Source organism: Myxococcus sp. CA056, from assembly GCF_013336715.1.
Lineage (GTDB): Bacteria > Myxococcota > Myxococcia > Myxococcales > Myxococcaceae > Myxococcus > Myxococcus llanfairpwllgwyngyllgogerychwyrndrobwllllantysiliogogogochensis.
The window spans coordinates 92,416-118,101 of the sequence record NZ_JABUMT010000010.1; the positions used below are offsets into that span (position 1 = coordinate 92,416).

Genomic DNA, 25,686 nt, shown 5'->3' on the forward strand with positions numbered 1-25,686 from the left:
CCTCCCCCGCCCCGGCGCACGGGACGTCCACCCCCTGTCAGTCGAGCAGGCTGCGTGCGTACTCGGAGCGCAGTCGGTCATCCCCCAGGGCCTGGGCGGCTTCGGACAACACACCCCGAATCTGCTGCGCGCGGTGCTGGAGCGCCGGGTCCGGATGCCCCGCGAAACGCAGCGGGTGGAACTCGGCGGCGAGCAGCTCGTAGGCCCGCTTGACCTCCTCGCTACCCGCCGTGCGTGCCAGCCCCAGCACGGTGAAGTAGTCCGCGTCCTGAATCTCCTCGAACTTCGCTTCCAGCCGACGGACGTCCAGCTCGGGCGGTAGCTCTCCGGAGTCATCCGCGTCCGCGGGCCGCAGGATGATGAGCCCCAGCGTCCTCGCCACCGAGAGCGCCTTCAAGGCCGAGTCCTGCGGCACACCCGCCCCCAACAACAGCGCCTCCACCGTGTGCTCACCATCCACCTGGGACAGCAGCTGCAAGTCCTTGGGAGGCAGGCCGAAGTCGTCGGGCGCGAGGTGCAGGTCACCTCGGGCGACTCGGGCGCGGAGTCCGCCAGCGGACGCCAGCAGGGACTCGGCGGTCAGCGTGTTGCGCAGGGCCTCCGCCAGCAGGAACAGCGGCGGGCGCGTGGCGGCGGCGAGCGCCACCTCGTGCGGCGCCGGCTCCTGCACCAACCGGTACAGCGTGGAGGGCTCGGCCAGGGCATCCAGGAAGACCTGCTCCGTGTAGCGCTGCACCAGCGGTACGGACTCGGACTCGCGCAGATAGCCTCGGCCTCGGAGCGCGTCGAGCAGCGCGCCGGTGGTGGCGCTGCGCACCAGCCGCAGCTCGCCCTCCTGCCGCGCGTCGATGAGGCCATCCGCGCGGGCACGGTCGATGAGCGACTCACCCGACGCGGAGGAGACAGCCCCCACGAGCGAGCCATCCCGGAGCCACAACACGCGCAGCGCGTTCATCACCTTCAGCTCCAGGCGCACCTCCATGCGCGCCTCGCAGAGTCGGAGCACCAGTCGGGACAAGCCCTCCTGGGTGACACTGCCGCTGCGGGATACCGCGAGTTCGGGGCGCCCCGGTGGGGCCTCCAGGGGGAGCAGGGCCGCACGGGCATGCGCGGCGGCCTCCTCGGCCTCGCGGTGGCCTCGTTCCTCCAACTCCAGGCGCTCGCGCTCGGACCGGGCTCGCTCCTCTGCGGAGTCCGCTTCCAATCGAGCCTTCTCCGCGTGCAGTGCCTCCAAGGACTGGCGCGCTTCCTCACGCTCCGTCCGCACCTGGGACAGGTCCGCTTCCGTTTGCTCCAGGCGAGATTGGAGCTGGGCGAGTTGCTCGGCGAGGCGAGCGGACAGCGACTCAGCTTCGGTTCGCGCCTGGGTCTGTTCCTCGATGCGGGTCTCGATGGCCTCGCGCTGACGCGCTTCGGCGTCCAGGCGTACTTCCAGCGCGGTGCGGTGACGGCCCTCGGTCTTGGCGCGCGCTTCCGCATCGGTCAGCGCCTGTGCGGCCTTCTGGGCGCGAAGCTCCGCCTCCGCTCGGACCTCGGCTTCGGCTGCGGCGCGGGACTCCGCCTCCGCGCGCTGCCTCGACTCCGACTCCGCTCGCGTCTCCGCGACGACGCGTTGCTTCGCATCGGACTCCGCTCGAGCCTCGGCTTCTGCGCGCAGGCGTGCTTCCGTCTCCGCGCGGGCCTCGGCTTCGGCTCGCTGCTTCGCTTCGGACTCCGCTTGGGCCTCGGCTTCGGCTCGCAGCCGTGCTTCCGCCTCCGCTCGAGCCTCGGACTCCGCTCGCTGTCGGGCCTCGGACTCCGCCCGCGCCTCGGCTTCCTCGCGCTGCTTCGCCTCGGACTCCGCTCGCGTCTCGAGCTCCGTGCGCTGCCTGGCTTCGGCCTCCGCATGGGCCTCCGCGGCCTCGCCCTGCTTCGCCTCGGCTTCGGCTCGGGCCTCGGCCTCCTCACGCTGCTTCGCTTCGGACTCCGCCCGCGCTTCGGCTTCCTCGCGCCGCTTCACTTCGGACTCGGCACGCGCCTCGGCTTCCTTGCGCTGCTTCGCTTCGGAGTCGGCCCGCTCCTCGGCTTCCTTGCGCTGCTTCGCTTCGGACTCGGCCCGCTCCTCGGATTCCTCGCGCTGCTTCGCTTCGGACTCAGCCCGCTCCTCGGCTTCGGCTCGGTTCTGGGCTTCAATCTCCGCGCGTGCCTCAGCCTCCGCGCGGTGATTGGCCTCGGATTTCGCTCGGGCTTCCGCCTCGGCTCGGGCCTGGACCTCTTGTTCGAGACGCTCCCTCGCCTCGGTCGAAGCCTGGGACTCCAGCTCCGCGAGCGCGAGGACCTCCGCCTTCGTCCGAGACTCCAGTTCCTCGCGAGCACGGGTCTCGGACTCTGCTCTCACCTCGGCTTCGTTCCGCGCCCTGGAATCCAGCTCCGCCTGGGCCTCCGCCTCCGCGCGCGCACGCGATTCCATCTTCGCGCGCGTCTCCGCTTCGATTCGCTCCGCATCCGCCGTCGCCGCGCGGGCCTCTGCCTCCGCTCGCGCCAGGGCCTCTGCTCCCGCCCGGGCCTCCGCTTCGACCAGGGCCACCTCCGCGGACTTCACGCGCGCTTCCAGGCTCCGACGTGACTGCGCCTCCGTCTCGGCACGCGACTCGGACTCGACCCGTCCCGCCGCCTCGGATTCGAGCCGAATCTCGATTTCCTTCAGCGCCTGCGCCGCCGCCGCCTCTCGCGTCTCCGTCTCCTGAAGCCTCGCCTCCAACTCCACGAGACGCGACTGGACATCGGCTCGTGCCAGGGATTCCTGGTCGGCACGCTCCTGCGCATCGTCCCTCGCGAGGAGCGCCTCCTTCGCCCTGGCCTCCACTCGCGCGAGGTCTTCCACCCTCAACCGCGTGAGCTCTCGGGCTTCCGTCGCCGCGGCATCCAGCAGGCCCCGCAGCTCGATGAAGTCCTGCTCGCGCGTCTCGATGCGCGCCAAGGCCGCCTTCGCGGCGGCGTCCACCGTCGCACGCGCCTGGGCCTCGGCTTCCGCTCGAGCCTCCGCCGCGTCCAGACGCTCCTGGAGGTCCGCGAGCTCCGTGCGGAGGGACTCCACCTCGGAGCCACTCCGAACGTCCTGCTCGGACTCTCGCCGCCGCGACAGCTCCAGCTCCGCTTCGAGCTCTCGCCGCTGGCTCTCTTCTCGAGCCTGGGCCGTCGCGAACTCCGACTCCCGCGCACGAGCCTCGTCGAGCTGCTGCTCCACTTCCGCACGCAGCGTGGCCTCTCGCGCGTGCTCCTCTTCCAATTCGGCGAGACGCGCCTGAAACGACTGGAACAGCTCTCCGTTCCGGTCGCGCACGGCCTCGGCTTCCACGCGCAGGGCCGCTTCGCGATCCAGGACACCTCGCAGGGACTCGCTGAGCTCGCGCGACTCCTCGATTCGACGCTCGGCGTCCTGACGAAACGCGAGCTCCTGCTCCAGCGAGGCCCTCAGTGAGCGGACGCGCTCATGCGCTTCCTCCAGTTGCTTCTCGAACTCCTCCGGCCGGGCGTTCGACTCGGGAAGGGACGTGTCCTCCACGGCGCCTTCAGGCTCCGTGTCCGCCCTGTGTACCGACTCCGATTCGGTGGACGCGGGCCAGTACTCAGCCCCCGGCGCCGTCGTGTGCTGGCTTGCCTGGCCAGACACGTCCGAGGCGGTGTCTGCCGTGTTCGAGTCGAACCACACAGAGCCAGGGGACGAGTCGACTGGCGCGGCGCCCTCCGGCTCGGAGTCGAACCATCCCGCCGAGGCGTCCGACGCCGTCGCCGTGACACCGTCGGCCGCGAGGACAGCCGCATCCGTGGCGTGATGACTCGCATCGAGCGACGCGACGCCTTCGACTTCCGTGGGGAGCGAATCGGAGACAGTGCCCGTCGGAGACTGCACGTCACCTGTTTCAGAATCGAACCAGCCCCCGGCCACATCCGCGCTGGAAGGCTCCGATCCGGGCTCCGCTCCGGACCAGTCCGTCGACTCGTTTGCTCCGGCAGCCTCGGGCTCCGCTCCGGACCAGTCCGTCGACTCGTTTGCTCTGGCTGCCTCGGCTCCGGGCTCCGCTCCGGACCAGTCCGTCGAGTCGTTCGCGCCAGAGGCCTCGACTCCGGGCTCTGCTCCGGACCAGTCCGTCGCCTCGTTTGCGCCAGACGCCTCGGCTCCGGGCTCCGCGCCAGACCAGTCCGTCGCTTCGTTCGCTCTGGCGGCCTCTGGCTCCGCGCCAGACCAGTCCGTCGCCTCGTTCGCTCCGGCGGCCTCTGGCTCCGCGCCAGACCAGTCCGTCGCCTCGTTCGCTCCGGCGGCCTCGGCTCCTGGCTCCGCGCCAGACCCGTCCGCCGATTCATCGGTGGCCTCGGCCCGTGATTGCCCTTCGGGCTCGCTCGCCGATGCGTCCACCGAAGCTGCGTCAGTGGGAGCACTCGCTACCGCCGCAGCCTCCGCACCAGCCGGCTCCGAGTCAAACCAGTCCGCGCCAACACTTGCGGCCGGGGGCTCAACGGGAGCACCTGTCGGGTCATCCTGTCGAACCTTGGCCTGAAGCTCCGCCTCCAATACGTCCCACGGCGAGGCGGGCAGGCTCTCCTCTTCCGCTCCGTCGGTCGGCGCGGATTCGATTTCGGTCGACGCCTCCGCGACTGGCTCTCCCTTCGGCGCCTGAGACACATCGTCGACTTCGGCGAAATCCTTCGCGGAGTTCTCGACCTCGGGGTCCGGTGGCAACTCCGTCCACGGTGAGGCCTCGAGCGGCACGGACGGCCGTGCTCCCACATCGCGCATGGCGGCCAGCTCTGCTTCGGCCGCGGAGAGCGCATCTCCCTGCGAGGACGCTGGAGTGTCGACGTCGAAGAACCCCTCGTCCCCGAGCCGAGGCGCCACCGCCACCGGCCGTGACGCCGGCGCGGAAACGGCCTCCTCTGTCCAGGCGAGTCTCCCCAGTGGCGGAGAGGCTTCGACCTCACCTCCCGCATCCGGCTGTGCAGCCGTCCAGTCCGTCAGTGCCCCAGCTTCTGGAGTACTCACGCCATACAGGACCGTGGGAGGACCACTCACTCCACCCGGGCTCCCGTCACCCGTCACCGCGCTTGCGAAGCCCTCGGAGAACGCATCATCCAAGCTCCCGGGGGTCGCGACATTTCCCTGCCCGGACTGCCCGCCCCACCCTTCGAGTCCCAGCGATGATGCGCCTTCGCTCGCCGGAGCAATGTCCGCGCTCGGAGCAGTCGACGCTTCGTCGGTCCCGTACGCCGCGTCCATCGCCGCTTCATCCAGCGCATCCGTCGCGGCACCATCCAGGTCCTGCCCGCCGGCCGCGGCCAACGCGTCCGGGCCCAGCGTGCCCTCCGCGAAACCCGCGCCTCCGTGCTCGTAGGCACTCGCCGTCGAGCCATCCGCGCCGTAGGACTCCGAGGCCCCGGCTGGCTCGGTGGAGTCGTATCCCGTCAGCGAGTCTCCGCCATACGCACCCGCCTCATATCCCTCCGCGCCGTAGGGCTCCGAGCTTGTTCCATGCGCCGGGGAGTCGTAGCCGGTCGCCGTGCCCGCCTCGTACGCGCCGGAGGCATGAACCTCCGAGGAGGCATCACCTGGGCCGTAGCCCTCGGGGGAAGCACCACCGTATGCACCTGCGTCATGACCCTCGGGGGCGGCAGCCCCGAGGTCATATCCCTCGGGGGTAGCACCACCGTACGCACCAGGGTCGTAGCCCTCGGGAGAAGCACCACCGTATGCACCGGAGTCATACCCCTCGGGGGAGGCAGCCTCGGGGTCATATCCCTCGGGGGTAGCACCACCGTACGCACCTGCGTCATGACCCTCGGGAGAGACAGCCCCCGGGTCATATCCCTCAGGGGAGGCACCACCGTACGCACCTGCGTCATGACCATCAGGTGAGGCACCACCGTATGTGCTGGGGTCATGACCCTCAGGAGAGGCCTCTCCTTCGTACGCACCGAGGTCATGACCCTCGGGAGAGGCACCACCTCCGTACGCCCCTGCGTCATACCCCTCGGGAGAAGCACCACCGGACGCACCGAGGTCATGACCCTCGGGAGAGACACCACCTCCATACGCTCCTGCGTCATAACCCTCGGGAGAAGCACCACCGTACGCACCGAGGTCATGCCCCTCGGGAGAGGACTCACCTTCGTATGCACCGAGGTCATGACCCTCGGGAGAGGCACCACCTCCGTACGCTCCTGCGTCATACCCCTCGGGAGAAGCACCACCGGACGCACCGGGGTCATAGCCCTCGGGAGCGGCACCACCACCGTTCACACCGGGGTCATATCCCTCGGGAGAAGCACCCTCTCCGTACGCACCGGGGTCATGCCCCTCTGGGGCGGCACCGCCACCGTACGCCCCTGCGTCATACCCCTCGGGAGAAGCACCACCGTAGCCCTCGGCGGAAGCCCCGCCATCAGCGCCAGTTGCATACGCATCAGCGGCAGCACCTGCGTCGGCGCTCGCCACGGCCCCGGCGCCCGCGTCATCCCCTTCCGCCCGGAACATCTCGCCCGCGGACAGCGCACCCTCATCAAAAGCCTCGCCCTCGCCGCCCGCCACGGCCGCGCCCCAGTCCTCGCCTCCTCGCGCGGATTGGATGGACGCCATCGCCGCGGCCTCCACCTCCTGGTGCGCCTGCTCCAGCGTCGCCTGCACGTCGAGCGGCGAGCGATGCTCCCGCTCCTCGGCGCGCGCCGTCCGCTCCTCGCGCGTCATCGCCGCCAGCTCCCAGTCCGTCTGGTGCAGTGGCGCCAGGTCCCCGAACAGCGCATTCGCCAGCGTGGGGTCCCCACCCACCGACCCTGGCCCCGTCGCGTGCCACGCCTCCGAGCCCTCCCCGCCTCCCACCCCATCCCCTCGGACTCCCGGCAGACTCCGGTTCTCCAGCACGTGCCACGCGTCCGCCTCCGACGGCGCGCGGATGAGCGTGTCCACCTGCGCCACGAAGCTCGTCCCATCCAGGGGCAACGGCGCCACAGGCGCACTGAACCCCTCGATGGCCTCGCCCAGGAGCAACACCCGGGCGACATTCCCGTCCGGATGCTGGAGCAATTCCTCCAACACCAGCCGACCCCGGCCACTCTCCACGCCAGGGGCCAGCACGATGAGCGCCGGCAGGTGATGCCCGTAGGCAATGAGCGCATCCGCGGCGGACGTGGCGAGGATGACCTCGTGCCCGTCACGGGTGAGCAGACGCCGCACTGCGGCGATGGTGGCGATGTCGTCGTGGACGAGGAGGACCGGTGCGCCCATGGGGGGGCACCGAGTCTACAGCATGGCCCCCGGATCCACGTCGATCACGACCTTCACCGCCGAAGGAACGTCAACCAGGGCCGCCTCCACCCTGGCGAGCAGCGGGGCAAGCGCCACATGCGTCGGCCCCTTCAGGAGCAACTGCCAGCGCGTCTTGCCCCGGATTTTGGCGATGGGCGCCAGGGCCGGCCCCAGAAGCCGCACCCCCACCGACGCCGGAGGCATGTTCTTGGTGACGAGGTTCCCCAGGTGCCGGGCCACGCTGGCCGTCTGCTCCGGGTGCTCCCCCTCCAACCGGATGGACGCCATGCGCGCGAAGGGCGGATACGCCAGCGCCTTGCGCCACTCCAGCTCCTGCTGGGCGAACCCATCGAAGTCATGGGCCAGCACCCGCTTCACCGGCTCCGCGTCCGGGTTGTACGTCTGCACCAGCACCCGACCCGGGTCCTTGCCCCGCCCCGCCCGCCCCGACACCTGGGTCAACAGGTGGAAGGTCCGCTCGGAGGCTCGAAAGTCGGGAATCGCCAGGGACGTGTCCGCCATGACGACACACACCAGCGTCACGCCCGGGAAGTCGTGCCCCTTGGCCACCATCTGCGTGCCCACCAGCACGTCCAGCTCCCGCCGGGCGAACGACGCCAGCATCTCCGTCAGCCGCTCCGCGCTCGTCGCCGAGTCCCTGTCCAACCGCGCCACCCGCGCCGTGGGCATGCGCTCCAGCACCTCCGCCTCCACCCGCTCGGTGCCGATACCCAGCTTCAGCATGGGGCCCGTACACTCCAGGCACCGCTCCGGCACCGGCATCGCCAGCCCGCAGTAGTGGCACACCACCCGGTTCTGGGAGCGGTGATGCGTGAGGCACACGTCGCACGCGCTGCACTTGAGCGACAGCCCACATACCTCGCACAGGAGCACCGTGCTGTGCCCCCGGCGGTTCAGGAAGAGGATGACCTGCTGCCCTCGCCCCAGCGTCTCCTCCATCGCCGCCAGCAGCGGCGGACTCAGGATGGGCGCCTCCTCCGTCACCATGCCCTCGCGGGGCCGCTCCTGACGCAGGTCCACCAGTTCGATGGTGGGCATGGGCCGGTCATCCACGCGGCGCTTGAGCTCCAGGAGCCGGTAGCGCCCGCGCTTCACGTTCTCCAGCGTCTCCAGCGCCGGCGTGGCCGAGCCCAGCACCACCACCGCCCCGGCCTGCTTGCCGCGCACCACCGCCAGGTCGCGCGCCTGGTAGCGAAGGCTGTCGTCCTGCTTGAAGGACGGGTCATGCTCCTCGTCCACGACGATGAGCCCCAGGTTCTCCACCGGGGCGAACACCGCCGAGCGCACGCCGACGGCAATCTTCACGTCGCCCCGGCGCAGCGCCTGCCAGTGGAACAGCCGCTCCCGGTCCTTCAGCGCCGAGTGCAGCACCGCCACCTCCGCGCCGAAGCGGCTGCGGAAGCGCCCCACCAACTGCGGCGTCAGCGCGATTTCCGGCACGAGGATGAGGCTGCCCTTGCCCAGGGACAGCGCATGCTCCGCCGCGCGCAGGTACACCTCCGTCTTCCCGCTGCCCGTGACGCCGTGGAGCAGGAACGGCTGGAACACCCCTGTGTCCAGGGCCCCACGCAGCTCGACACCCGCCGCGTCCTGCTCCAGCGTGAGGCGGTCCGGCCGGCCCTGAATCAGGCCCTCCTTCACCCCCGCCTCCAGCTTCTTCTCGTCGATGCGAGCCAGCCCCTTCTTGGCCAGGCTCTTCAAGAGTTCTCGTGCGCCCGGGATGGCGTGGCTCACCTCCTCCAGCGGAGCACTGCCCCCCACGGCCAGCAGATACGCGAGCACCGCGGACTGCGCATGCGCGCGAGCGAGCGCCGGCGGCACCTCGCTCACGAGCGCCACCGCGAACTGCTGCACGTCCGGCTTCGCTTCCTTCTCGTCCAGGGGCTTCGACAGCCCGGGAGGCAGGGCGCCGCGGATGACCTCTCCCAGCGGATAGCGGTAGTGCTCGGCCGCGAAGCGCAACAGCGCGATGAGGTCCTTCGGCAACGAGGGCGAGTCCTCCAGCACGCGCTGGATGGGCTTGAGCCGGACCTTCTCCCCCAGGGGCTTGTTCGCGGGCCCCAGGTAGAAACCCAGCGCGGTGCCTCGGCCGAAGGGCACCAGCACGCGCTGCCCGGGCGCGAGCTGGCCCGTGAGCGCCTCCGGCACGGAGTACGTGAATTCACCCCGGACGGGGCGAGCAACGGCGACGGACGCCAGGACGGGAGGACTCTCGCTCACTGCGGGCGGCACTGTAGCGGCCTGTTCCGGTTGGGACAGTTCCCGGCGACGCCTCGCACCCGAGGTACGCACCGCCATGGAACCCGTGGTGGAGGGCGCCTCCGCCGCGCTCTCCGTCGGCTCTTCCCACAAGGGTCGCTGCTCCATGGCACTCCCTTCAACCACCGCCCCTGCCCCGTCCGTCCTGCTACCGGGAACCACAGTGCCAGGGCTGTCTGACATGGCCCGGCCCCCAGGTCCACGGCTCCGCGCGTGGGGCTCACGAGGCCACGGCGCCACTCCCTGGGGAGGCCTGCTCGCACGCCACCCGCCCGGGCGTGCGAAGGACGAACGCAAAGCACCGCTTCCGAACAAAGTCCGTCAGCGACGGCCCGACCACGGGCGCAACAGGCGACGCCAGCCCTCCAGCGGGTGGCGCAGGTAGGCACGGTCCGCGCGCACCGCGACGACGATTTCCGTGCCGGCACCTTCGCGGCTGACGATGTCCAACCGACCGCCCACCTTCGCGGCCCGCTCCCTCATGCCGCGCAAGCCCCAGTGGCCCGCCCGGCCACCCTGGTCCAGGGTGGCGGAGTCGATGCCACTGCCGTCATCGCGCACGCACAGCCGCAACTCCGGGGGCTCGAACAGCAGGCTGACCTCCACCTCGCGCGCGCGGGAATGCACGAAGGCGTTGCCAATGGCCTCGCGGCCGATGCGGTAGAGCTCATCGGCGACCAGCGGTTCCAGCGTGCGCGCGGCTCCCTTGACCACCATGCGCAGTTGGGGCCCTTCCCGTTCGTCGAAGTCACGCATCAACGACGCGAAAGCCGCGGCCAGGTCGTCCTGACCCTGACGGGTGTCGCGCAACGCGCTGACCCTGTCGCGTCCCTCCGTCAGCATGTCGTCCGCCCGGTCCAACGCGCTCTGGAGCCCAAGGCGCATCTCTCCCGCCGGCAACCGCGAGGTCACCACGTGGACGTTGAGCACGAGCGCCTGGATGCCCTGCAACAGCGTGTCGTGCAGCTCCCGGGCGATGCGCTCGCGCTCCGCGTGCCGTTCCTCCAGTCGCATCCGCAGCCGCCGCGTCACCTGCCACAGCCGCAAGGCATACAGGAGCCACAGGGCCACCAGGGCGCCCAGGACACACAGCGCGATGAACGCACCCGTCTGGAAGAAGGTCGGCTCGATTTCGAAGTCGAGCGTGGCGCCCTGCTCGTTCCAGACGCCGTCCTCGTTGGCGGCCATCACCTGGAAGCGATACGGGCCGGGGCCCAGGTTCGTATAGGTGGCCTCCCGTCGTTGGCCCGCGTCCTTCCAGCCGTCATCCACGCCGTGGAGCCGATAGCGGAACACCACGCGCTCCGGCATCCCCAACGCCAGCGCGCTGTAGGCGATGCGCAGCTCCCGCGTGCGCGGCGGCAGATGGAGCGTGAGCGCCGACGCGTACGTCGAATCGCCTGTCGCCACCGAGCGAATCACGACCGGAGGCGCCACGGAGTTGCGTTGGATGTGGCTCGGGTCAATCCAACCCAATCCGTTGGCGGCGGCGAACCAGAGCCTGCCGTCTCCACCCTCCACCAGGGTGGGCAGTGGACGGACCTGCTGCGCGCCGCCCGGCATGCCGTCGTTCATGTCGAAGAGCTCGACGGGCATCGGATACGCCGAGTCCTTCAGCGCCCGCCGCAGGTCTTCCGCCGCGATGCGCACGCCGCCCGCATGGCCGTTGAGCCACAGCGTGCCGTCCTTCGTCTCCAGCAAGCCGGTGATGCCCGTCAGCGCCTCCGGCCGGGTCGCCTGCAACGGCCGGAACCGCTCACCATCGAACGCGGCCAGCCCCAACGCGCCGCCCACCAGCGTGGTCTCCCCCGGGAGGATGGCGGTCACCGTGCCCGTGCGCAGGCCGTGCGCTTCCGTGAACGTGCGGACCCGCGGGCCCTCCATGATGGCGAGCTGGTTGGCGCTGTAGCCGAACCAGACACGCCCCTGGCCATCGAGCACTGCGCGAGCAGGCGGCAAATCGGGGAGCGCCGCGATGCCGCCTTTCGGAGTCCACGTGTCGCCATCCAGCCGGTACACCGTCGAGGCACGGAACGACACCCACAGCTTCCCCGCCGCGTCGCGCACGATGGCCTGGATGCGCTGCTCATGCTCCTTCTCGGGGCGGGACAGGGACTCGATGCGGCCCGGGTTGAAGCGCCAGAAGCCCTCGGAGCCGCCCAGGAGGAGGCTGCCGTCCGTGTCCAGCGCGGTCGCGGTGATTTCACCTTCGATGCCGGGAACCAGGACCGGCTCGGCGTCCAGCCGCCACCACTTGTCCAGGGTCTTCAGGCGCGTCGCGCTGCCCGTCCACATCCCGCCGTCGCGGTCGGCGATGAGCGCGAAGTAGTTGACGTGGTTGGGGAAGCGGACGGCGGCCACGTCGTTCCGGCGGAAGCGGTCCAGCCCCAACTGGGAACCCACCCAGATGTTGCCCTCGCGGTCCTCGAGCAGCGTCATCGCCGAGTCGGATGAGAGTCCGTCTCTCGCGCCGAAGACGTCGCCCGTCACCACCCGGCGCTGGAACGGCTTGCCGACCGCATGGGGCTTCGCGTCGCGACAGATGCCGGAATTGACGCAGCCACACAGCCACATGGCGCCGTCCCGGTCGAACAGCGTGTCCTGGGAGGTCGCCCCCTGGAAGGGACTGACGGGAGCGGAGCCCGAGGGCTCGGGCAGACCCGGGCCGCGCAGGGGACTGAACCCCTGGTCGTCGGCCTTCCAGAAGGTGCCGTCATGAACCAGCCACATTCCCCACAGGGTGGGCCCAGGCGTCTCCACCCGCTCGAAGCGGCGAGCCCCCGGACGAAGCACGTACGTGCCACCGTCGCCCGTCACCCACAGTCCGCCGCTCCGGTCCCGCGTGAGCGCGTTCCAATAAATCCGGGCCAGCCCCCAGCCGAGGTCCCCGGGTGACCACGCGCCCTGCTCGAAGACGTAGAGCCCCTGAGGGGTGATGGCCCACGGACGCCCGTCCCCATCCTCCTCGAAGGACTCCACGGGCGAGCCCTGGGGCAAGCCCCCCGGGAAGAACTGGAGAATTTCCCCGGACGCCTTGCGGACACTGGCGCCGCCGAAGGAATACGCGACCCAGAGGTCCCCGTTCGTGGTGGCTTGCAACACGCTGATGGAGCGCGACGCGGTGCTGTCCGGGGGCAACAAGTCGTGACGTTCGAACCGGACACCGTCGAAGCGGTACAGGCCCGACGCCGTCCCCAGCCACAGCCAGCCGTCGACCGTCTGGGCCATGGCCCAGATTCCGGAGGGGGCTCCATCCTTCTGCGTCCACGCGGTGTGGTGGAAATCCCGGAGCGTCGTCATCCGGGCAGGAGGCTCGGCGGACGCGATTCCGGGTCCGCCCAGCACGAGCGCGAGCAGGAGGCCGTACATCAATCCCATCCGACTTCTACTTCCGCCCAAGCACCGGATGGCCCGTCCTCGCCCTTGCCACGTTCGAACGCACATCTCACGGGCCACCATAGAACGAGTCCCCGCACCATGGCGCCGCCGAGCAGGCGAGCACGCGTGCGTCCAGGCAGCGCGGCGCACGAGTCCTCAGTCCACCATCACTCGCGGGTCGAGCCACAGCGCACAGCGCCGCTCTCGCGGCAGGCCCGCCCTCGCTTCGTGCTCCAACACTTCCTTGAGCCGGTCATCCAGTGCGTCGTCCGGAATGCGGGTGAACCCGAGCCCGACATAGAAGGGCTCGTTCCAGGGCACGTCGCGGAACGTGGTCAAGGTGAGGGTGGACAGGCCCGCCTCGCGGGCATGCGCGGCGGCGGCCCGGAGCAACGCGCGGCCCAGGCCCCGCCGCTGATGAGAGGGGTGCACCGCCATCTGCCAGACATGCAGCGCGGAGCCCACCGCCTGCGCGGTGAGGAAGCCCACGACGCCCGCTTCCGCGTCCCGGGCCACCCACACCGTGCGCGCCAGGATGAACGGGCGGTGGTCGGCCTCCTCCATGACGTCGTCGTCGGCAATCCAGGCCAGGTCGTCGAGCTGACGGAACAGCTCACCAGAGGCCCGTTCGAGCGCGGCGAACCGTGCGCCGTCCTCCAGCGTGGCGGGGAGGATGGCGACGCGGGAGTGGGAGTCGGAGGAAGACATGGGCATCGGCTCGACGGCGCGCGCCCGACGGCAGGACATCGGTCGGAGTTCAGCGAGGCGCGACTCGCGCGGGTCATTGTCCGCGACACGGGCGGGCGTGCCCAGGGTCGGTCTACAGTTGCTCCATCATGACGGTGAGCATCCAGAACCTCGGACCGGAGTTGCTGGAGCAGGTGGGGCCGCTGTGCGCACGGGCCTTCGATGACTACCCCTTCCTCGCGGAGCTGTTTCCGGGCCCCTCGGAGAAGCGCGCACGGGTGGCCTCGGCCTTCTACGTCGCCACGGTGCGCGACTGTCTGGAGCATGGCGTGGTGCATGCCACCGTCGAGGACGGACGGCTGACGGGCGTGGCCGCGTGGCTGCGGCCGGGGGCTTTCCCCCAGTCACTCGGCAGACAGGCGGGCTTCCTGCCCACTGTCTGGGCGGGCCTGCGTCACTTTCCGGGACGCGCGCGGCTGGCACTCCAGGCGCTGGCGAGGCTGGAGCGCTACCACCCGCACACGCCCACCCACTGGTATCTGGCCACCATCGCGGTGGACCCGGCGCATCAGGGACGCGGGCTGGGCGTTCGCTTGATGCGCGCGGGCCTGGCGCTGGCCGAGGAGACCCACGCGCCTTGCTTCCTGGAGACGGCCAAGGCGGCCAACCGCGACTGGTACCTGGGCTTCGGCTTCGACCTGCAGCGCACCGAGCCGTGCTTCGACGGAGGACCGCCCCAGTGGTTCATGTGGCGTCCCCCAGAGGCGCGCTCCGGCATGGGGCCCGAGGAGACGGCGCGCACGGCGTAGGCCGTCGGAGCACGGGCCCGCGCACGACGAGCGCGTGCGGGCTTGCCCCTCACCGCCCCGGACGAGACCTATCCGTGGGCGACCTTCTTCCACGAGGGCCGGCTGCTGATGCGCTTCCACCACGCGGCCACGCTCGGGTGCTTGTCGAACAGGCCCTGCTCACCGGCCGCGACCAGGAACTCCAGCTCCGGCATCCACGACACGTCCGCGAGCGAGAAGCTGTCTCCCGCGAGATAGGGCTGCTTCGCCAGCATCGGCTCGAGGATGCCGAACACCTTGTCCACGCCCGCGCGGCCCTCCTGCACCCGGGACTCATCCGCGGCGCCGCCACCCATGTGCGGCTTGAAGACGCGCTCCCAGATGACCTTGAAGGCCGCGGGGCTGAAGTAGCTCTGCTCCACGCCGATGAACTGCTCCATCAGCCCATAGGCATGCGGCTGGGATGGCGTGAGAGAGACCCCCGGCAGCTTGCGGTCCAGATAGCGGATGATGGCGCGCGACTCGTAGAGGATGAAGCCGTCGTCCTCGAAGGCGGGCACGACACCGAAGGGATGGCGCGCCAGGTGCGAGGGGTGCTTCTGCTCACCCTTGCCCAGGTCCACGAGGACGAACTGGGCCTCCTGCCCCTTCTCCAGCAGCGTGGTGAGGACCTTGCGCGTACAGATGCTCATCGGGTGGCCGTAGACCTTCATGTGCGTTCTCCCTCTGTCGGCGTCCAGGGCCGCGAAGGCCCCGGCCGGGCGGCGCGACTCTTCATCGCGCCCCCGGACGTCGCAAGCGAATCAGGAAGGAAGGTCCGCGCCGTGAACACCGCCGCTCCACCACCGTGACGCGTCAACGCCCCGGCGGAAGTGTCGGCGGTGTCCCGGTGACTACGGCGTGAAGAGCTTGTCGGGCACCGTGGCCCGGGTGTCGCCCTTCAGCGCGGTGAAGCGCACGACGCGCTGGTCACCGCGCCACACCTCGATGCTGCGCGGCATCGCCTCACCCACCGCGGGCGAGTTGTAGTCCAGGAAGCGCACGTCCCACGCGACCTTGGCGGAGTCCGTGTAACGCAGCCGCGCGGGGCGGAAGGAGTCCTTGTACACCCAGAACTGGGGACGCCCCTCGGCCTGGTCGCCGAGCACATACGCGACCTCTCCACTGAAGCGCGCCAGGCCCGTGCGGGACGTGTCGACACCCAGCCCCTGAAGGTACTGCTGCACCGACTCCTTGAGCTGCTGCACCGGCCCGCCGCCCGCGGCGAAGAGCGGGCACACCTGCGCGACGAGCACGGAGAGCGACGGGATGTCATTGCCCTCCAGCCGGCGACGCCCCGCCACCTGCACCACGGCGGTGCGCGCGTTGCCGTCCGGCACCGAGGCCTCGAAGCGGCAGCGGCCCGGCATGCGCAGGTACAGCACGCCGTCGCCCTGCACGTCGGGACGGTCCGTCGCGGTGCCCAGCGCCGAGCCCGCCTCCTTCACCCCGGGGCCACTGAAGCTCAGCGAGCCTTCCACTCGCAGCCCGGAGAGCTTCAGTTCGTCCCGCTCCCCCACCATGCGCCGGAGGATGGAGCCTCCCGGCAGCACGTAGGCGGCAGCGGTGAAGGACAGCAGGACTGCGACGAGTGCGACGATGCGCTTCACGGCTTCTCCGTCTTCACGACCTCACGCATGTACTCGAGCAACCCGCCCCGCAGCTCGGGGCGCTTGAGGGCGTAGGCGATGTTCGCCTTCAGGTATCCCACCTTGTCGCCCGCGTCATAGCGCTGACCCTTGAATTTGTACCCCAACAGACCGTGCGACTGCTGGAGCGTGGCCAGGCCGTCGGTGAGCTGGATTTCCCCGCCCACGCCCGGCGTCTGCTGCTCCAGGATGGGGAAGATTTCCGGGGGCAGCACATAGCGGCCGATGACGGCGAGGTTGGAGGGCGCGGTGCCCTTCTTCGGCTTCTCCACGACGCGGTCGATGCGGATGACGCCGTCGCCCAGGTCCGTGCCGGCGGCGATGCCGTACATGTGCGTCTCGTCATCGGGCACTTCCATCAGCGCGATGACGGCCTGGTTGTACTGGCGGAACACGCGAGCGAGCTGGCGGATGCCCGGCTCCTCGGCGTCAATCATGTCGTCGCCCAGCAGCACGCCGAAGGGCTCGTTGCCGATGGCGCTCTTGGCGCACAGCACCGCGTGGCCCAGGCCCTTGGGCTCCTTCTGGCGGATGCTGACGACCCGGACCAGGTCGGCGATGGCGCGCAGCTTGTCCGCGTCCGCCGTCTTGCCCCGGGCGCGCAGCGTGGTCTCCAGTTCGAAGGCGATGTCGAAGTGGTCCTCGATGGCGCCCTTGCCGCGGCCATTGATGAGGACGACATCCTCGATGCCGGCGGACACCGCCTCCTCCACGATGTACTGGAGGGTGGGAGTGTCGACGATGGGCAACATCTCCTTGGGCACGGACTTCGTGGCGGGAAGAAAGCGCGTGCCCAGCCCGGCTGCCGGGATGACACACTTACGGATAAGGGGCTCTGCCTTCGGTGCGTTGGCGGACATGGGGCCAGGGAATCTATTGGCGCCCACCCACCCCATCAAGCTGGTTAGGATGATGGCCCCATGTCGCTCCGCCCCGTCGTGCTGCTGTTCGCCGTGTGTGTCTCCACCGCCGCCCTGGCCCAGCCCTCGGAGGACCTGAGGGACGTCATGAGCGCACGCGCCTATGGCATGGGCGGCGCCTACCGCGCCCTCGGCCTGGGCACGGAGGCCATCCTGGGCAACCCCGCCGCCATGGCCCTGTATCCGGCCTACCGCGTCGAGGGGACAGCGGCCTGGGACCACCGCATCAAGGAGGGCGTGCTCGGCGTCTCCGTCATCGACGGCGCCACCAGCAAACTGGCCATGGGGATGGACTACCACTGGGTCAGCCTGGGACGCGGCGGCGCTCGCACCACCGCCCATCTCAGCTCGCTGGGCGTGGGGTTTCCATTGACCCCGGGCATCCTGATTGGTGCCGCGGCGCGCTACCTCCGGATGAGTGGCATGGACCGATATGCCAACTCGGTGACAGTTGACACGGGCCTGTTGTTCCGGCTGTCCCAGTCACTGGTGGCCGGGGTGTCCGGGCACAACCTCATCAACACCAACAACGTGGAGCTGACGCGGTACTACACGGGTCATCTCGGCATCAACTCGGGGATGTTGACGGTGGCCGGTGACGTGCGCGCGGACTTCGAGACGAACGACAAGACGACGCTCACGTACAGCGGTGGCCTGGAGTACATCCTCGGGATGCAGGTTCCGCTGCGTGCGGGCTATTCGTATGACGGCTTCACGCGCACGTCGCGGCTGAGCACGGGCCTGGGCTTCATGACCGAGACGGGCGGCGGTCTGGACCTGGCGTACCGGTACGAGATGGGTGGCGAGAAGAGCCGCATGCTGGCGCTCACCATCCGCATGCAGATGAACTGAGCTTCAGCGGGGAGCGCGCAGGGCGAGGTAGCGCTCGGACGCGGCGAAGCGCAGCAGCTCCACCAGCTCCGAGTCCTGCGAGCGACGGGAGCGAATCACCGTCACCGCCGGCCCCACACCACCGCAGGCCACCAGGCCCGCGCGGTTGGCGGAGTCTCGCGCGGCGTCCGCGAGGGACGAGGCGTTGAAGTCCCGGGTGCCGGAATCCAGCAGCTCGAGGGTGCGCTCCAGGGCGCGCGGGGACAGCGTTTCGCGCACGAGCCGGGCGTCCGCGCTGGAGTCCTTCGGGTTCTTGAGGACGGTGGACAGCAGGGCCAGGGCGCGCAGGAGCTGGGCGCCCTTGAGCGCGCGCAGGGCGAGCAGATCGGGTGACAGCGACAGCAGGGCACGGCCTGCGTGGAAGCGCAGCTCGGCGGCGGGCAGGGCCTGGCGAATCACCGCGCGGCCCACGAGCAGGCGAGGCTTGTCGGTGTGGACGGCGGTGAAGGGCGGACCATCGTCCTCGGCGAGCACGAGCTCCGGCAGGTTCACCGCGAGCACTCGCGCGGAGGTGTGCAGGGCGTCGAGGACGGCGGGAGCGCCCGGGCCCGCGACGGCGCGCAGGGGTTCGGAGGCGTCGGCGGCGCGGCCCTGGGCGGGGAAGAGGCGACAGAGGGCGATACCCGAGCATGCGAGCAGTTCACCCGAGGAGGTCCGCAGTCCGGGGTGACGCAGGCCCGCGCGCTCGTCGGCGGTGAGGGAGGGCCGCTGGAGTCGAGACACGGGGACGTCGCGGCCGGCGAGGGCCTCGACGATTTCGCGCATGAGGGCGGCGCGAGGGGCGTCGCCTCGGGTGTCGAAGAAGTCGGCGAGGTTCGCGTAGGAGACGGTGTCGAGGGGGCGCTCGCGGAGCTGGCGGAAGACCTCGGGCTCGGTGTCGGCCGGTGGAGCGGGCTCGGGGACGACGATGGGGTTCTCGCGCGTCTCGGCGGCGCCCACGGAGGGACGCTCGGATTGCGCGGCGGGCTTCGAGATGAAGGTGCGGCCCGGCGCGGGACCGGCCGAGGTGCCCTCGGGGCGAGAGCCACGGAGGACGCGGCGCACGGGGTCCATGCGTCCCGGCGGGGCTTCCCAGGAGATGACGCGCGTTTCGGGGACGGACGCGGCATCGAGGTCCATGGGCTTGCCGCTCATGAGGTCGATGGCCTTGCCGCCTCGGGGGGATTCTGGAGGGCTCGCGGGACGCGCGGTGCCCTGGGCGCGCGCGGGAGGGGCACTGTCGGCCGGAGGGGCCGGGGGCGCGGGGGGACGTTCGGCGCGAGGAGCGGATGCGCGAGGCGGCGGGGCGGCGGGGGCTTTTGCTTCGGCGGGCTTGTCCGCGCGCACGGGGACATTCGCGCCGAAGGCCACCGTCGACCCCGACGGCGCGGGTCTGTCGAGCTCCGGGCCCAATGAGCCCAGTGGATCCTCGCGCGACTCTTGCGCGCGACCCGGTGGGCGCGCGGGTTTCTCGGCGCGTACGGAGGGCTTCTCGGTGCGCGCTCCCGTAGCTCCGGCAGGTGCCGGATGCTCGGCGTGGTCGCCCTCGGCCCGGGCAGCTGCGGGCTTCTCGGTACGTACGGCGGGCTTCTCGGCGCGCGCTCCCGTGGCCCCAGCAGGTGCGGGCTTCTCGGCGCGTGCGCCATCGGCCCGAGAAGACGTGGGCCTCTCGGCGCGGGCACTGGACGCGACGGGCTGCTCGGCGCGTGCGCCGGACCCGACGGGCTGCTCGGTGCGTTCGCCGGACGAGGCAGGCTTCTCGGCGCGTCCGCCAGACGCGGCGTTCTTCTCGATGCGTTCACCGGACGCGACAGGCTGCTCGCCGCGTGCACCAGACGCGGCGGGCTTCTCGGCGCGAACACCCTCGGCCCGGGCAGGTGCTGCCCTCTCACCCCGGGCGCTCGCTGCATCACTTTGCGCGGCAGCTGCACTCACAGGCGCCGCCAACCTCGCGCCTTGCTCAGCGACAGCCCCCGACGCGGAGGAAGTGCCAGAAGGCGGCGGCGACTTCTCCGGGCGCGCTCCTCCTGCACTGCCCTGCGCAGTGGCTCCGCCTGTGAGCACAGGCCCCTTCTCACCGCGCGCGACCGAAGCGCCTTGCCCTCCAGATGGCGATCCGCCCCGCTCCTCGCGAGCGTCGGACGCGCCACCTCGAGCAGAAACGGCCCCTTGAGGAATCGTCGCCTTCTCTTGCCGCTGAGCCGCGCCCGGTCCCTTGTCCCCGCGCGCCGCCGAGACACTCGCAGCCACGGAGGCTTGTGAGGCGCCGCCCTTCTCACCACGCGGCGCCGGCGAACGCTCCGAGCCTTCCACCGCGGCCCCACCAGGAGAAACACTGGGGTCCGAGGTCGACGTAATTTCTTCGGACAAGTCATCGCGCCCGGCCGCGACGAGAGACGTCGTCGCCACGGGCAACGGAACGAGCGGTGACTTGGGTCCGCTCGGCTCACGGCGAGGTGTCGCGCTGCGAGGAGGCTCGGGGGGAGCCGCCTCCCGCTCCTCACGCGCGAGCCTCAGCCCTTCCGCGCGCCTTGCATAGACCTGCGCGCGCTCGGGATTCCGGAGCGACTCACGCCACATGCGCGCCAGCCTGTCCCAGGTCTGCTCGCGTTCGAGTTCGTCCTCCGTCGCCGTGGCCGCATTCTCGAGCGCCCAGGCCGCCTCACCCTTGTTGTCGCGCGCCAGCAGGCGCTCCACGAGCAGCAGCCACGCTTCCTTGTGCCCTGGCTCGAAGCGCACTGCCTGACGCAGCTCGTTCAGCGCGGCCTCGCTGTCTCCCGACGACTCCAGCGTGGCCACCAACTCCAGGCGGGACTGCCGCGCGACGGGCCCCCGCGACTCGCGCGCAATCTGGGCGCGAAGAAGCTGCCCGAGCGCCGCCATGTCCCCCAGCTCTCGCGCGAGCCATAGGAGCCGCTCGCGGGCCTGCTCACTGTCGGGAATCTCGATGAGCACCTCGCCCCAGGCCCACTGAGCCAGGCGCGAATCATCGAGCTGTTCCTCCGCCGTACGCGCGAGCACCCGGAGCGCCTCCGCGCGGTCAGCCGCCCGGCGCGGCGTGGTGGCGAGCACCGAGCGAAGGCGTGTCGCGATGACTGAGCGCTCCGCGTCCTCGACGCACAGCAGAAGGCCCGCGAGCGCGGGAATCAGCCCCGGCACAAGCGCCTCCGAGGCCTCGAAATCCGCGCGGGCCTTCTGCGGCTCCCCCATGTGGAGCCAGCGCTCTCCTCGGGTCAGCAGAGCCGTGGCGCGTGCGCGGCCCGTCTTCGCATGCTGAATCGCCTCATCGAGCGCACGCCGAACCAGCGACGCGTCGTCACGCGAGGCCAGCAACCGCACCTGCTCACGCAGCGCGGCCCGGTCACCGGTCAGCTCGACGATCTCCCGGTACATGCGCGCGGCGCCAGCGGGGTCCTGGAGCTCGGTCTCCATCACCTCCGCGAGCCGCGTCAGCGCCTCCGCCCGCGCCACGGGGTCCTTCGCGCGGTCCGCGCGCTTGAGGTACAGCTGGGCCAGTTCACGCCAGGCCCGACGCGCGACGAACTGCGCCTCCAGCTTCTGCGAACGCGCCAGTTCCTCCGCGTCCTCGCCAGGAGTGGACTCCACGGGCCCAGGTCGCCCCGTTCGGGACGGCGGCACGGTGGCGGGGCTGCCCATGTTCCGGGGCACGGGCTCCGCGCGGACCGGTGCCGACATACCGGGCGGTGCGCCGCCCAGTGCGGCGAAGAGGTCGGCGAGAGGAACCTCCATCGTCTCCGAACGCGGAGCCTCTTCAGCTCTCGTGATGGATGGCGCTGGCTGCGTCCTGGAGCGAGCGGGCTCCGTGCCCACCGGGTGCAGCACGGGGGGCGGGCTCGCGAAGGCAGGCTTCCCCTTCGAGGAGCGGCCTGGGCTTCCAGCAGCGGAGCGCGCCGGTGGTGGCGCTTCCTGCGGGGGAACATCCCAGGGGAAAGACAGGTCTTCGACCCTGACCGCCGGCATCTCCACCTGGGTCTTCGCGCGGAGGTCGGCTTCGGTCGGGGACTCGTCCGCCAGGGCCCGAGTGGACCCAGGGGCCGCATCCGCCGGAGGAGCAGCCTCATCGCTCGACGCGGCACGAGACGACGAAGCCATCTCGTCAGTCAGGTTCGTGCTTGCCGGGGACGGACTTGAGGAAGCCCCCGTGTCAGCGCGGCCCGCGATGGACTCGGCATCGAGAGGCAGAGCCAACGCATCGGTCCGACTCACGCTCGGCTCGGCTCCGATGGGCGAAGCCGTCGGAACGGTCAACTCCAAGCTCGACGCGACCTGTGTCGAGGCGTGTCCCAGGCGAGGATGGGCAGCGCTTGATGCAGTACGGGCTGGCGAAGCGACTGAGTCCGTCGGCTTCGCACCCGCCACGACCTGATGCTCGGATTGCCCTACCCCGGCGCGTGCCTTCGTTCCGACGGCCGCACTACTCGATGAGGTTGAGGAAGCCACCTCGGACAGAGAGGCTTCCACTTCACTCAGCCCGGCACTCGATGCGGCTCCGGTCGGCAAGGCGTCCGCGCCACTCTGACTGGTTGAAGCCGCCTTGTTGGGCGGAGCCCCCGAATCGCGAGTTCCAGTTGAAGCCGACTCGCTCGGAAGAGCCTCTGCGCCACTCTGCCTGGTTGATGCCGCCTTGTTGGGAAGGGCCTCCTCATCGAGAGGCCCAGTTGCAGCAGCTTTGTTGGGCGAGGCATCCACGCCGCTGGGCCCAGTTAAAGCCATCTCGCTCGGTAGAGGCGCCGCACCACTCTGTCCGGCTGAAGCCACGTCGCTCGATAGAGGCGCTGCGCCTCTCTGCCCAGGTGAAGCCAGCTCGCTCGCCAGGGGCGCTGCGCCACTCGGCCCGGCTGAAGCCACTTCGCTCGTCAGAGTCGCTGCGCCACTCGGCCCAGGTGAAACCAACTTATTGGGCGAAGCCGCTGCGTCGCTGGTCCCTGTTGAAGCCTGCTTGTTGGGCGTCGCCGCTGCGTCGCTGGCCCCTGTTGAAGCCTGCTTGCTGGGCGTAGCCGCTATGTCGCTGGGTGCTGTTGAAGCCGCCTTGTTGCGCGAGACCTCTGCGTCGCTGAGCCCAGTTGACGATACGTCGCTCGGCAAAACTTCCGCGTCACCCGGTCCACTCAGGGCTCCGTTGTTCGACGGTTCCTTCGAGAAGGCTGCCGCAGCACGCGGGACTGCATTGCTCGATGTAGCCGCCTCGTCACCTTGCCCAGCACGCGGAGCCGGTTCGGTCGGCAACGTCCCCGTGGCACTCGCCCCCGCGATTGAATCCGCCTCGGTCGGAGAAGCCTCTTTGTCGAGCCGCTCCATCGCCGGAGCCGCATTCAGCAACGAACCCGACGCATCACTCCCCGCCACGCCTCGCACAGCTCCGGGACCTGCGTCCCTCGACAACGACAGCTCCGCCGAAGCCTCCGTGGCGGGAGCATGAACCACCCCACTCGCCACAGCCTCCGACTTCGCACGTGACGGCGCGGACTCCACAGACAGGCCGCTGTCGCGCAGCCCCTGCTCCGAGGACTCTTGCCCCGACGAGGCCCCCGCGCTCGGCACCGACTCGGTCGGGTCCACATCCCACGGCACCACCGGCGCACTCGCCGGCAACGTAGGCGCCTGCACGGAACGCGCTGAAGACGCATCCTCCAGCGACACGGCCTCCGCCGCGCGCGGCACCACGGTGGTCGGAGCCTCCGACATGCTTCCAACCTCGGGAGGCTCTCCCCGACCGGAGCCCACTCCAGGCGACGCCCCCACCATCGACAACCCGAGGGGCGGGCCCTCCACCTGGAACTGCACCCGCGCCAGCTCCATCGTGAGCGTACGCGGCAGCGAAACCACGGCAGGCGGACCCGACGTCGCACCCGTGACGTCGACCACCGTCGCCGCGTGGTAGTCGACCTCGTCCTCTTCCCAGACCGCCATGGCCTGCACGCCCGACTTCTTCGTGGGCAGCTTCTCCAGCACCGCGCTCGTCGGCGACGGTGCGCGCCCTCCGCTCACCCCACCCCTGGCGCGGAGCACATCGAGGACCCGCCGCGCGCGGCGCTCCTCGGGGAACTCTCCCACCAGGGCCTCCAGCACCAAGACTGCTCGGGGTGCCTGGTTTGTCTTGCGCAACACCCGCGCGAGCTGACGCCGTACAGCGCGACGCACCTCGGCGGATGCGGTGGCGGGAACGGAATCCAGCAACCCGATGGCAACAGCCTCGACACCCGCGAGTCGCGCGAAGCGAACGAGCCCCGCGGCCAGGCGCGGCGACATGGGAAGGGTCCGGCCGGCTTTCTCCAGCTCCTCGAAGGCCCGCGAGGGCGCACCTTCGCGCAGCCAGCGCACAGCGGCACCAAGGTGGCGAGCCACCCCGACTTCCGCATCGTCCGTCGACCCGACCTCGAGCATGCCGGTTCGCGGCACCTCCTGTCGGACGGCCGCGGGCTCCGGCGTGCCGGCGTCCTTGCCGTTTCTCACGCCACCCATGGGTGCGGCAGTCTACACAACGACGGCCATCCCGGTTGTCACCGTCATTCTTCCCGCTCGAAATGCCGAGGCCCCCGTGGCCCGAGCGACGGCGAGCCTCCTGAAAGGCACTCTCCAGGACCTTCGGCTGCCTGCTGTCGACGGTGGCTCGGCGGGCACCCTCACCGTCCTGGCGGGACTGGCCGCCCACGACCCAGGGATGGAGCAACTTGACGGCGGCGGCCCAGGTCTGGTGGCGGACCTGAACCGGGCGCTCCGGGAAGCCCTCGACCTCGCCCGGATGGATGCGGACGACGACGCCCTCCCCCACCGCCTCATGCCAGGTGTGGCCGCCCTGGAGGCCGAGCCCGACCTGCCCCGTGTGGCCCGGCCGGACGAAACCCCGGTGAGCCCCTTCACTTCTCGGGCACGGTCCCCTGGGGAACCGCGACGCCCACGAGGGTGAAGAAGCGCAGCAGGTCCTCGGGCGCCGGAGCCTCCACTCGCAGCGGCGTTCCCGTGCGCGGATGCGCCAGCTCCAGCGCCTGCGCATGCAACAGGCAGCGGGCCGCGTCGACGCCTCCCGCCCGCTCCGCGCCGCCATAGCGCGAGTCCCCGAGAATGGGCGCGCCAAGCGCCGTCAGGTGCGCCCGCAGCTGGTGCGTGCGTCCCGTCTGGGGCAACAGCTCCACCACACAGAACTCCGGCCCCGCGTACAGCGTGCGGAAGTGCGTCAGCGCGGGCACGCCGTTCGCCGCGCGAGTCGCTCGCCAGCGCCCCGGACGCGACGGGTCCTTCGACAACGGCAGGTCCACCGTCCCCGATGCGGGCAGCCCAGGGCCAGTGGCCGCCACGTAGCGCTTGCGCGCCCGACCCTCCCGGAACTCCGCCGCCAGCGCCGACGTCGCCTGGGGCGTCTTGCCGAACACCGTCACCCCCGAGGTCTCCCGGTCCAACCGGTGCACCAGTCCCGCCTCGCGTCCCAGGTAGCCACTCACCTGGTCCACCAGGCTGCCTCCCACGCGCGCCTCCGTGGGCTGCGCGGGGAGCCCCGGCGGCTTGTCCACGGCGAGGACCTCCGCGTCCTCATGCAACACGCGGAACGTGGGGGCGTCGGGGGCCTTCTCCAGCGGGCTCTGCCCTCCCTCCTCCAGCACCACCGCCACCACCTGCCCGGGGGCCAGCCGCGCCTTCACATCCCGGCAGCGCCGCCCGGCCACGTACACGGCGCCCACCTCCACCAGCCCACGCGCCTGCTCCACGGGCAAGCCGAGCTCCGCGGCCACCGCCTCCACCACCGCCCGCGCGCCTTCCGCCCGGAATGTCCGACGCTTCAC

12 protein-coding genes are annotated in these 25,686 nt (G+C 70.6%); 3 read left to right on the forward strand and 9 right to left on the reverse strand.

Annotated features, from left to right (window positions below):
• Window positions 1-37: 37 nt before the first annotated feature.
• From HUA76_RS31390 to HUA76_RS31405, 4 genes are all read right to left on the reverse strand, one after another.
• Entirely contained in the window at window positions 38-7,255 is a 7,218-nt protein-coding gene (locus tag HUA76_RS31390; protein WP_174462868.1) for a DnaJ domain-containing protein, read from the reverse strand.
• 15 nt (window positions 7,256-7,270) lie between these two features.
• A complete protein-coding gene (gene priA, locus HUA76_RS31395; RefSeq protein ID WP_174462901.1) occupies window positions 7,271-9,664 on the reverse strand; it encodes a primosomal protein N' in 2,394 nt (797 codons plus the stop codon).
• Between the two features lie 213 nt (window positions 9,665-9,877).
• Window positions 9,878-12,934 carry a sensor histidine kinase gene (locus tag HUA76_RS31400; RefSeq protein WP_174462902.1) on the reverse strand — a complete coding sequence of 1,019 codons (3,057 nt, stop codon included), beginning with the start codon at window positions 12,932-12,934 and terminating at the stop codon, window positions 9,878-9,880.
• A 156-nt stretch (window positions 12,935-13,090) separates the two neighbouring features.
• Window positions 13,091-13,642 (reverse strand): GNAT family N-acetyltransferase, encoded by a 552-nt coding sequence (locus HUA76_RS31405; protein WP_174462903.1) that lies wholly within the window; start codon window positions 13,640-13,642, stop codon window positions 13,091-13,093.
• Between the two features lie 128 nt (window positions 13,643-13,770).
• Between HUA76_RS31405 and HUA76_RS31410 the strand changes: the two genes are divergently transcribed.
• Window positions 13,771-14,430 carry an N-acetyltransferase gene (locus tag HUA76_RS31410; RefSeq protein WP_174462904.1) on the forward strand — a complete coding sequence of 220 codons (660 nt, stop codon included), beginning with the start codon at window positions 13,771-13,773 and terminating at the stop codon, window positions 14,428-14,430.
• Between the two features lie 68 nt (window positions 14,431-14,498).
• Here HUA76_RS31410 and HUA76_RS31415 read toward each other — a convergent pair whose 3' ends face one another.
• The 3 genes from HUA76_RS31415 to galU form a co-directional block, all read right to left on the reverse strand.
• Window positions 14,499-15,122 (reverse strand): glutathione S-transferase family protein, encoded by a 624-nt coding sequence (locus HUA76_RS31415; protein WP_174454798.1) that lies wholly within the window; start codon window positions 15,120-15,122, stop codon window positions 14,499-14,501.
• Between the two features lie 180 nt (window positions 15,123-15,302).
• Window positions 15,303-16,058: a hypothetical protein gene (locus HUA76_RS31420; protein ID WP_141648655.1), complete on the reverse strand. Its 756-nt coding sequence runs from the start codon at window positions 16,056-16,058 to the stop codon at window positions 15,303-15,305.
• Window positions 16,055-16,957: a UTP--glucose-1-phosphate uridylyltransferase GalU gene (galU, locus tag HUA76_RS31425; RefSeq protein WP_174454797.1), complete on the reverse strand. Its 903-nt coding sequence runs from the start codon at window positions 16,955-16,957 to the stop codon at window positions 16,055-16,057. Before galU ends, HUA76_RS31420 begins: the two co-directional genes overlap by 4 nt.
• Before the next feature lie 60 nt (window positions 16,958-17,017).
• On the opposite strand from galU, the gene HUA76_RS31430 reads away from it, so the two are divergent.
• Window positions 17,018-17,869: a hypothetical protein gene (locus HUA76_RS31430; protein WP_141648657.1), complete on the forward strand. Its 852-nt coding sequence runs from the start codon at window positions 17,018-17,020 to the stop codon at window positions 17,867-17,869.
• Window positions 17,870-17,872: 3 nt separating this feature from the next.
• Here the strand turns inward: HUA76_RS31430 and HUA76_RS31435 are convergent, their stop codons facing one another.
• Window positions 17,873-21,637 (reverse strand): hypothetical protein, encoded by a 3,765-nt coding sequence (locus tag HUA76_RS31435; protein WP_174462905.1) that lies wholly within the window; start codon window positions 21,635-21,637, stop codon window positions 17,873-17,875.
• A gap of 2,731 nt (window positions 21,638-24,368) precedes the next feature.
• Here HUA76_RS31435 and HUA76_RS31440 point away from each other — a divergent pair.
• A complete protein-coding gene (locus HUA76_RS31440; protein ID WP_174454878.1) occupies window positions 24,369-24,815 on the forward strand; it encodes a glycosyltransferase in 447 nt (148 codons plus the stop codon).
• Here HUA76_RS31440 and HUA76_RS31445 read toward each other — a convergent pair.
• The gene (locus tag HUA76_RS31445; protein WP_174454796.1) at window positions 24,766-25,686 is read right to left on the reverse strand and encodes an RluA family pseudouridine synthase; all 921 of its coding nucleotides are present in this window, start codon (window positions 25,684-25,686) and stop codon (window positions 24,766-24,768) included. The genes HUA76_RS31440 and HUA76_RS31445 overlap by 50 nt on opposite strands.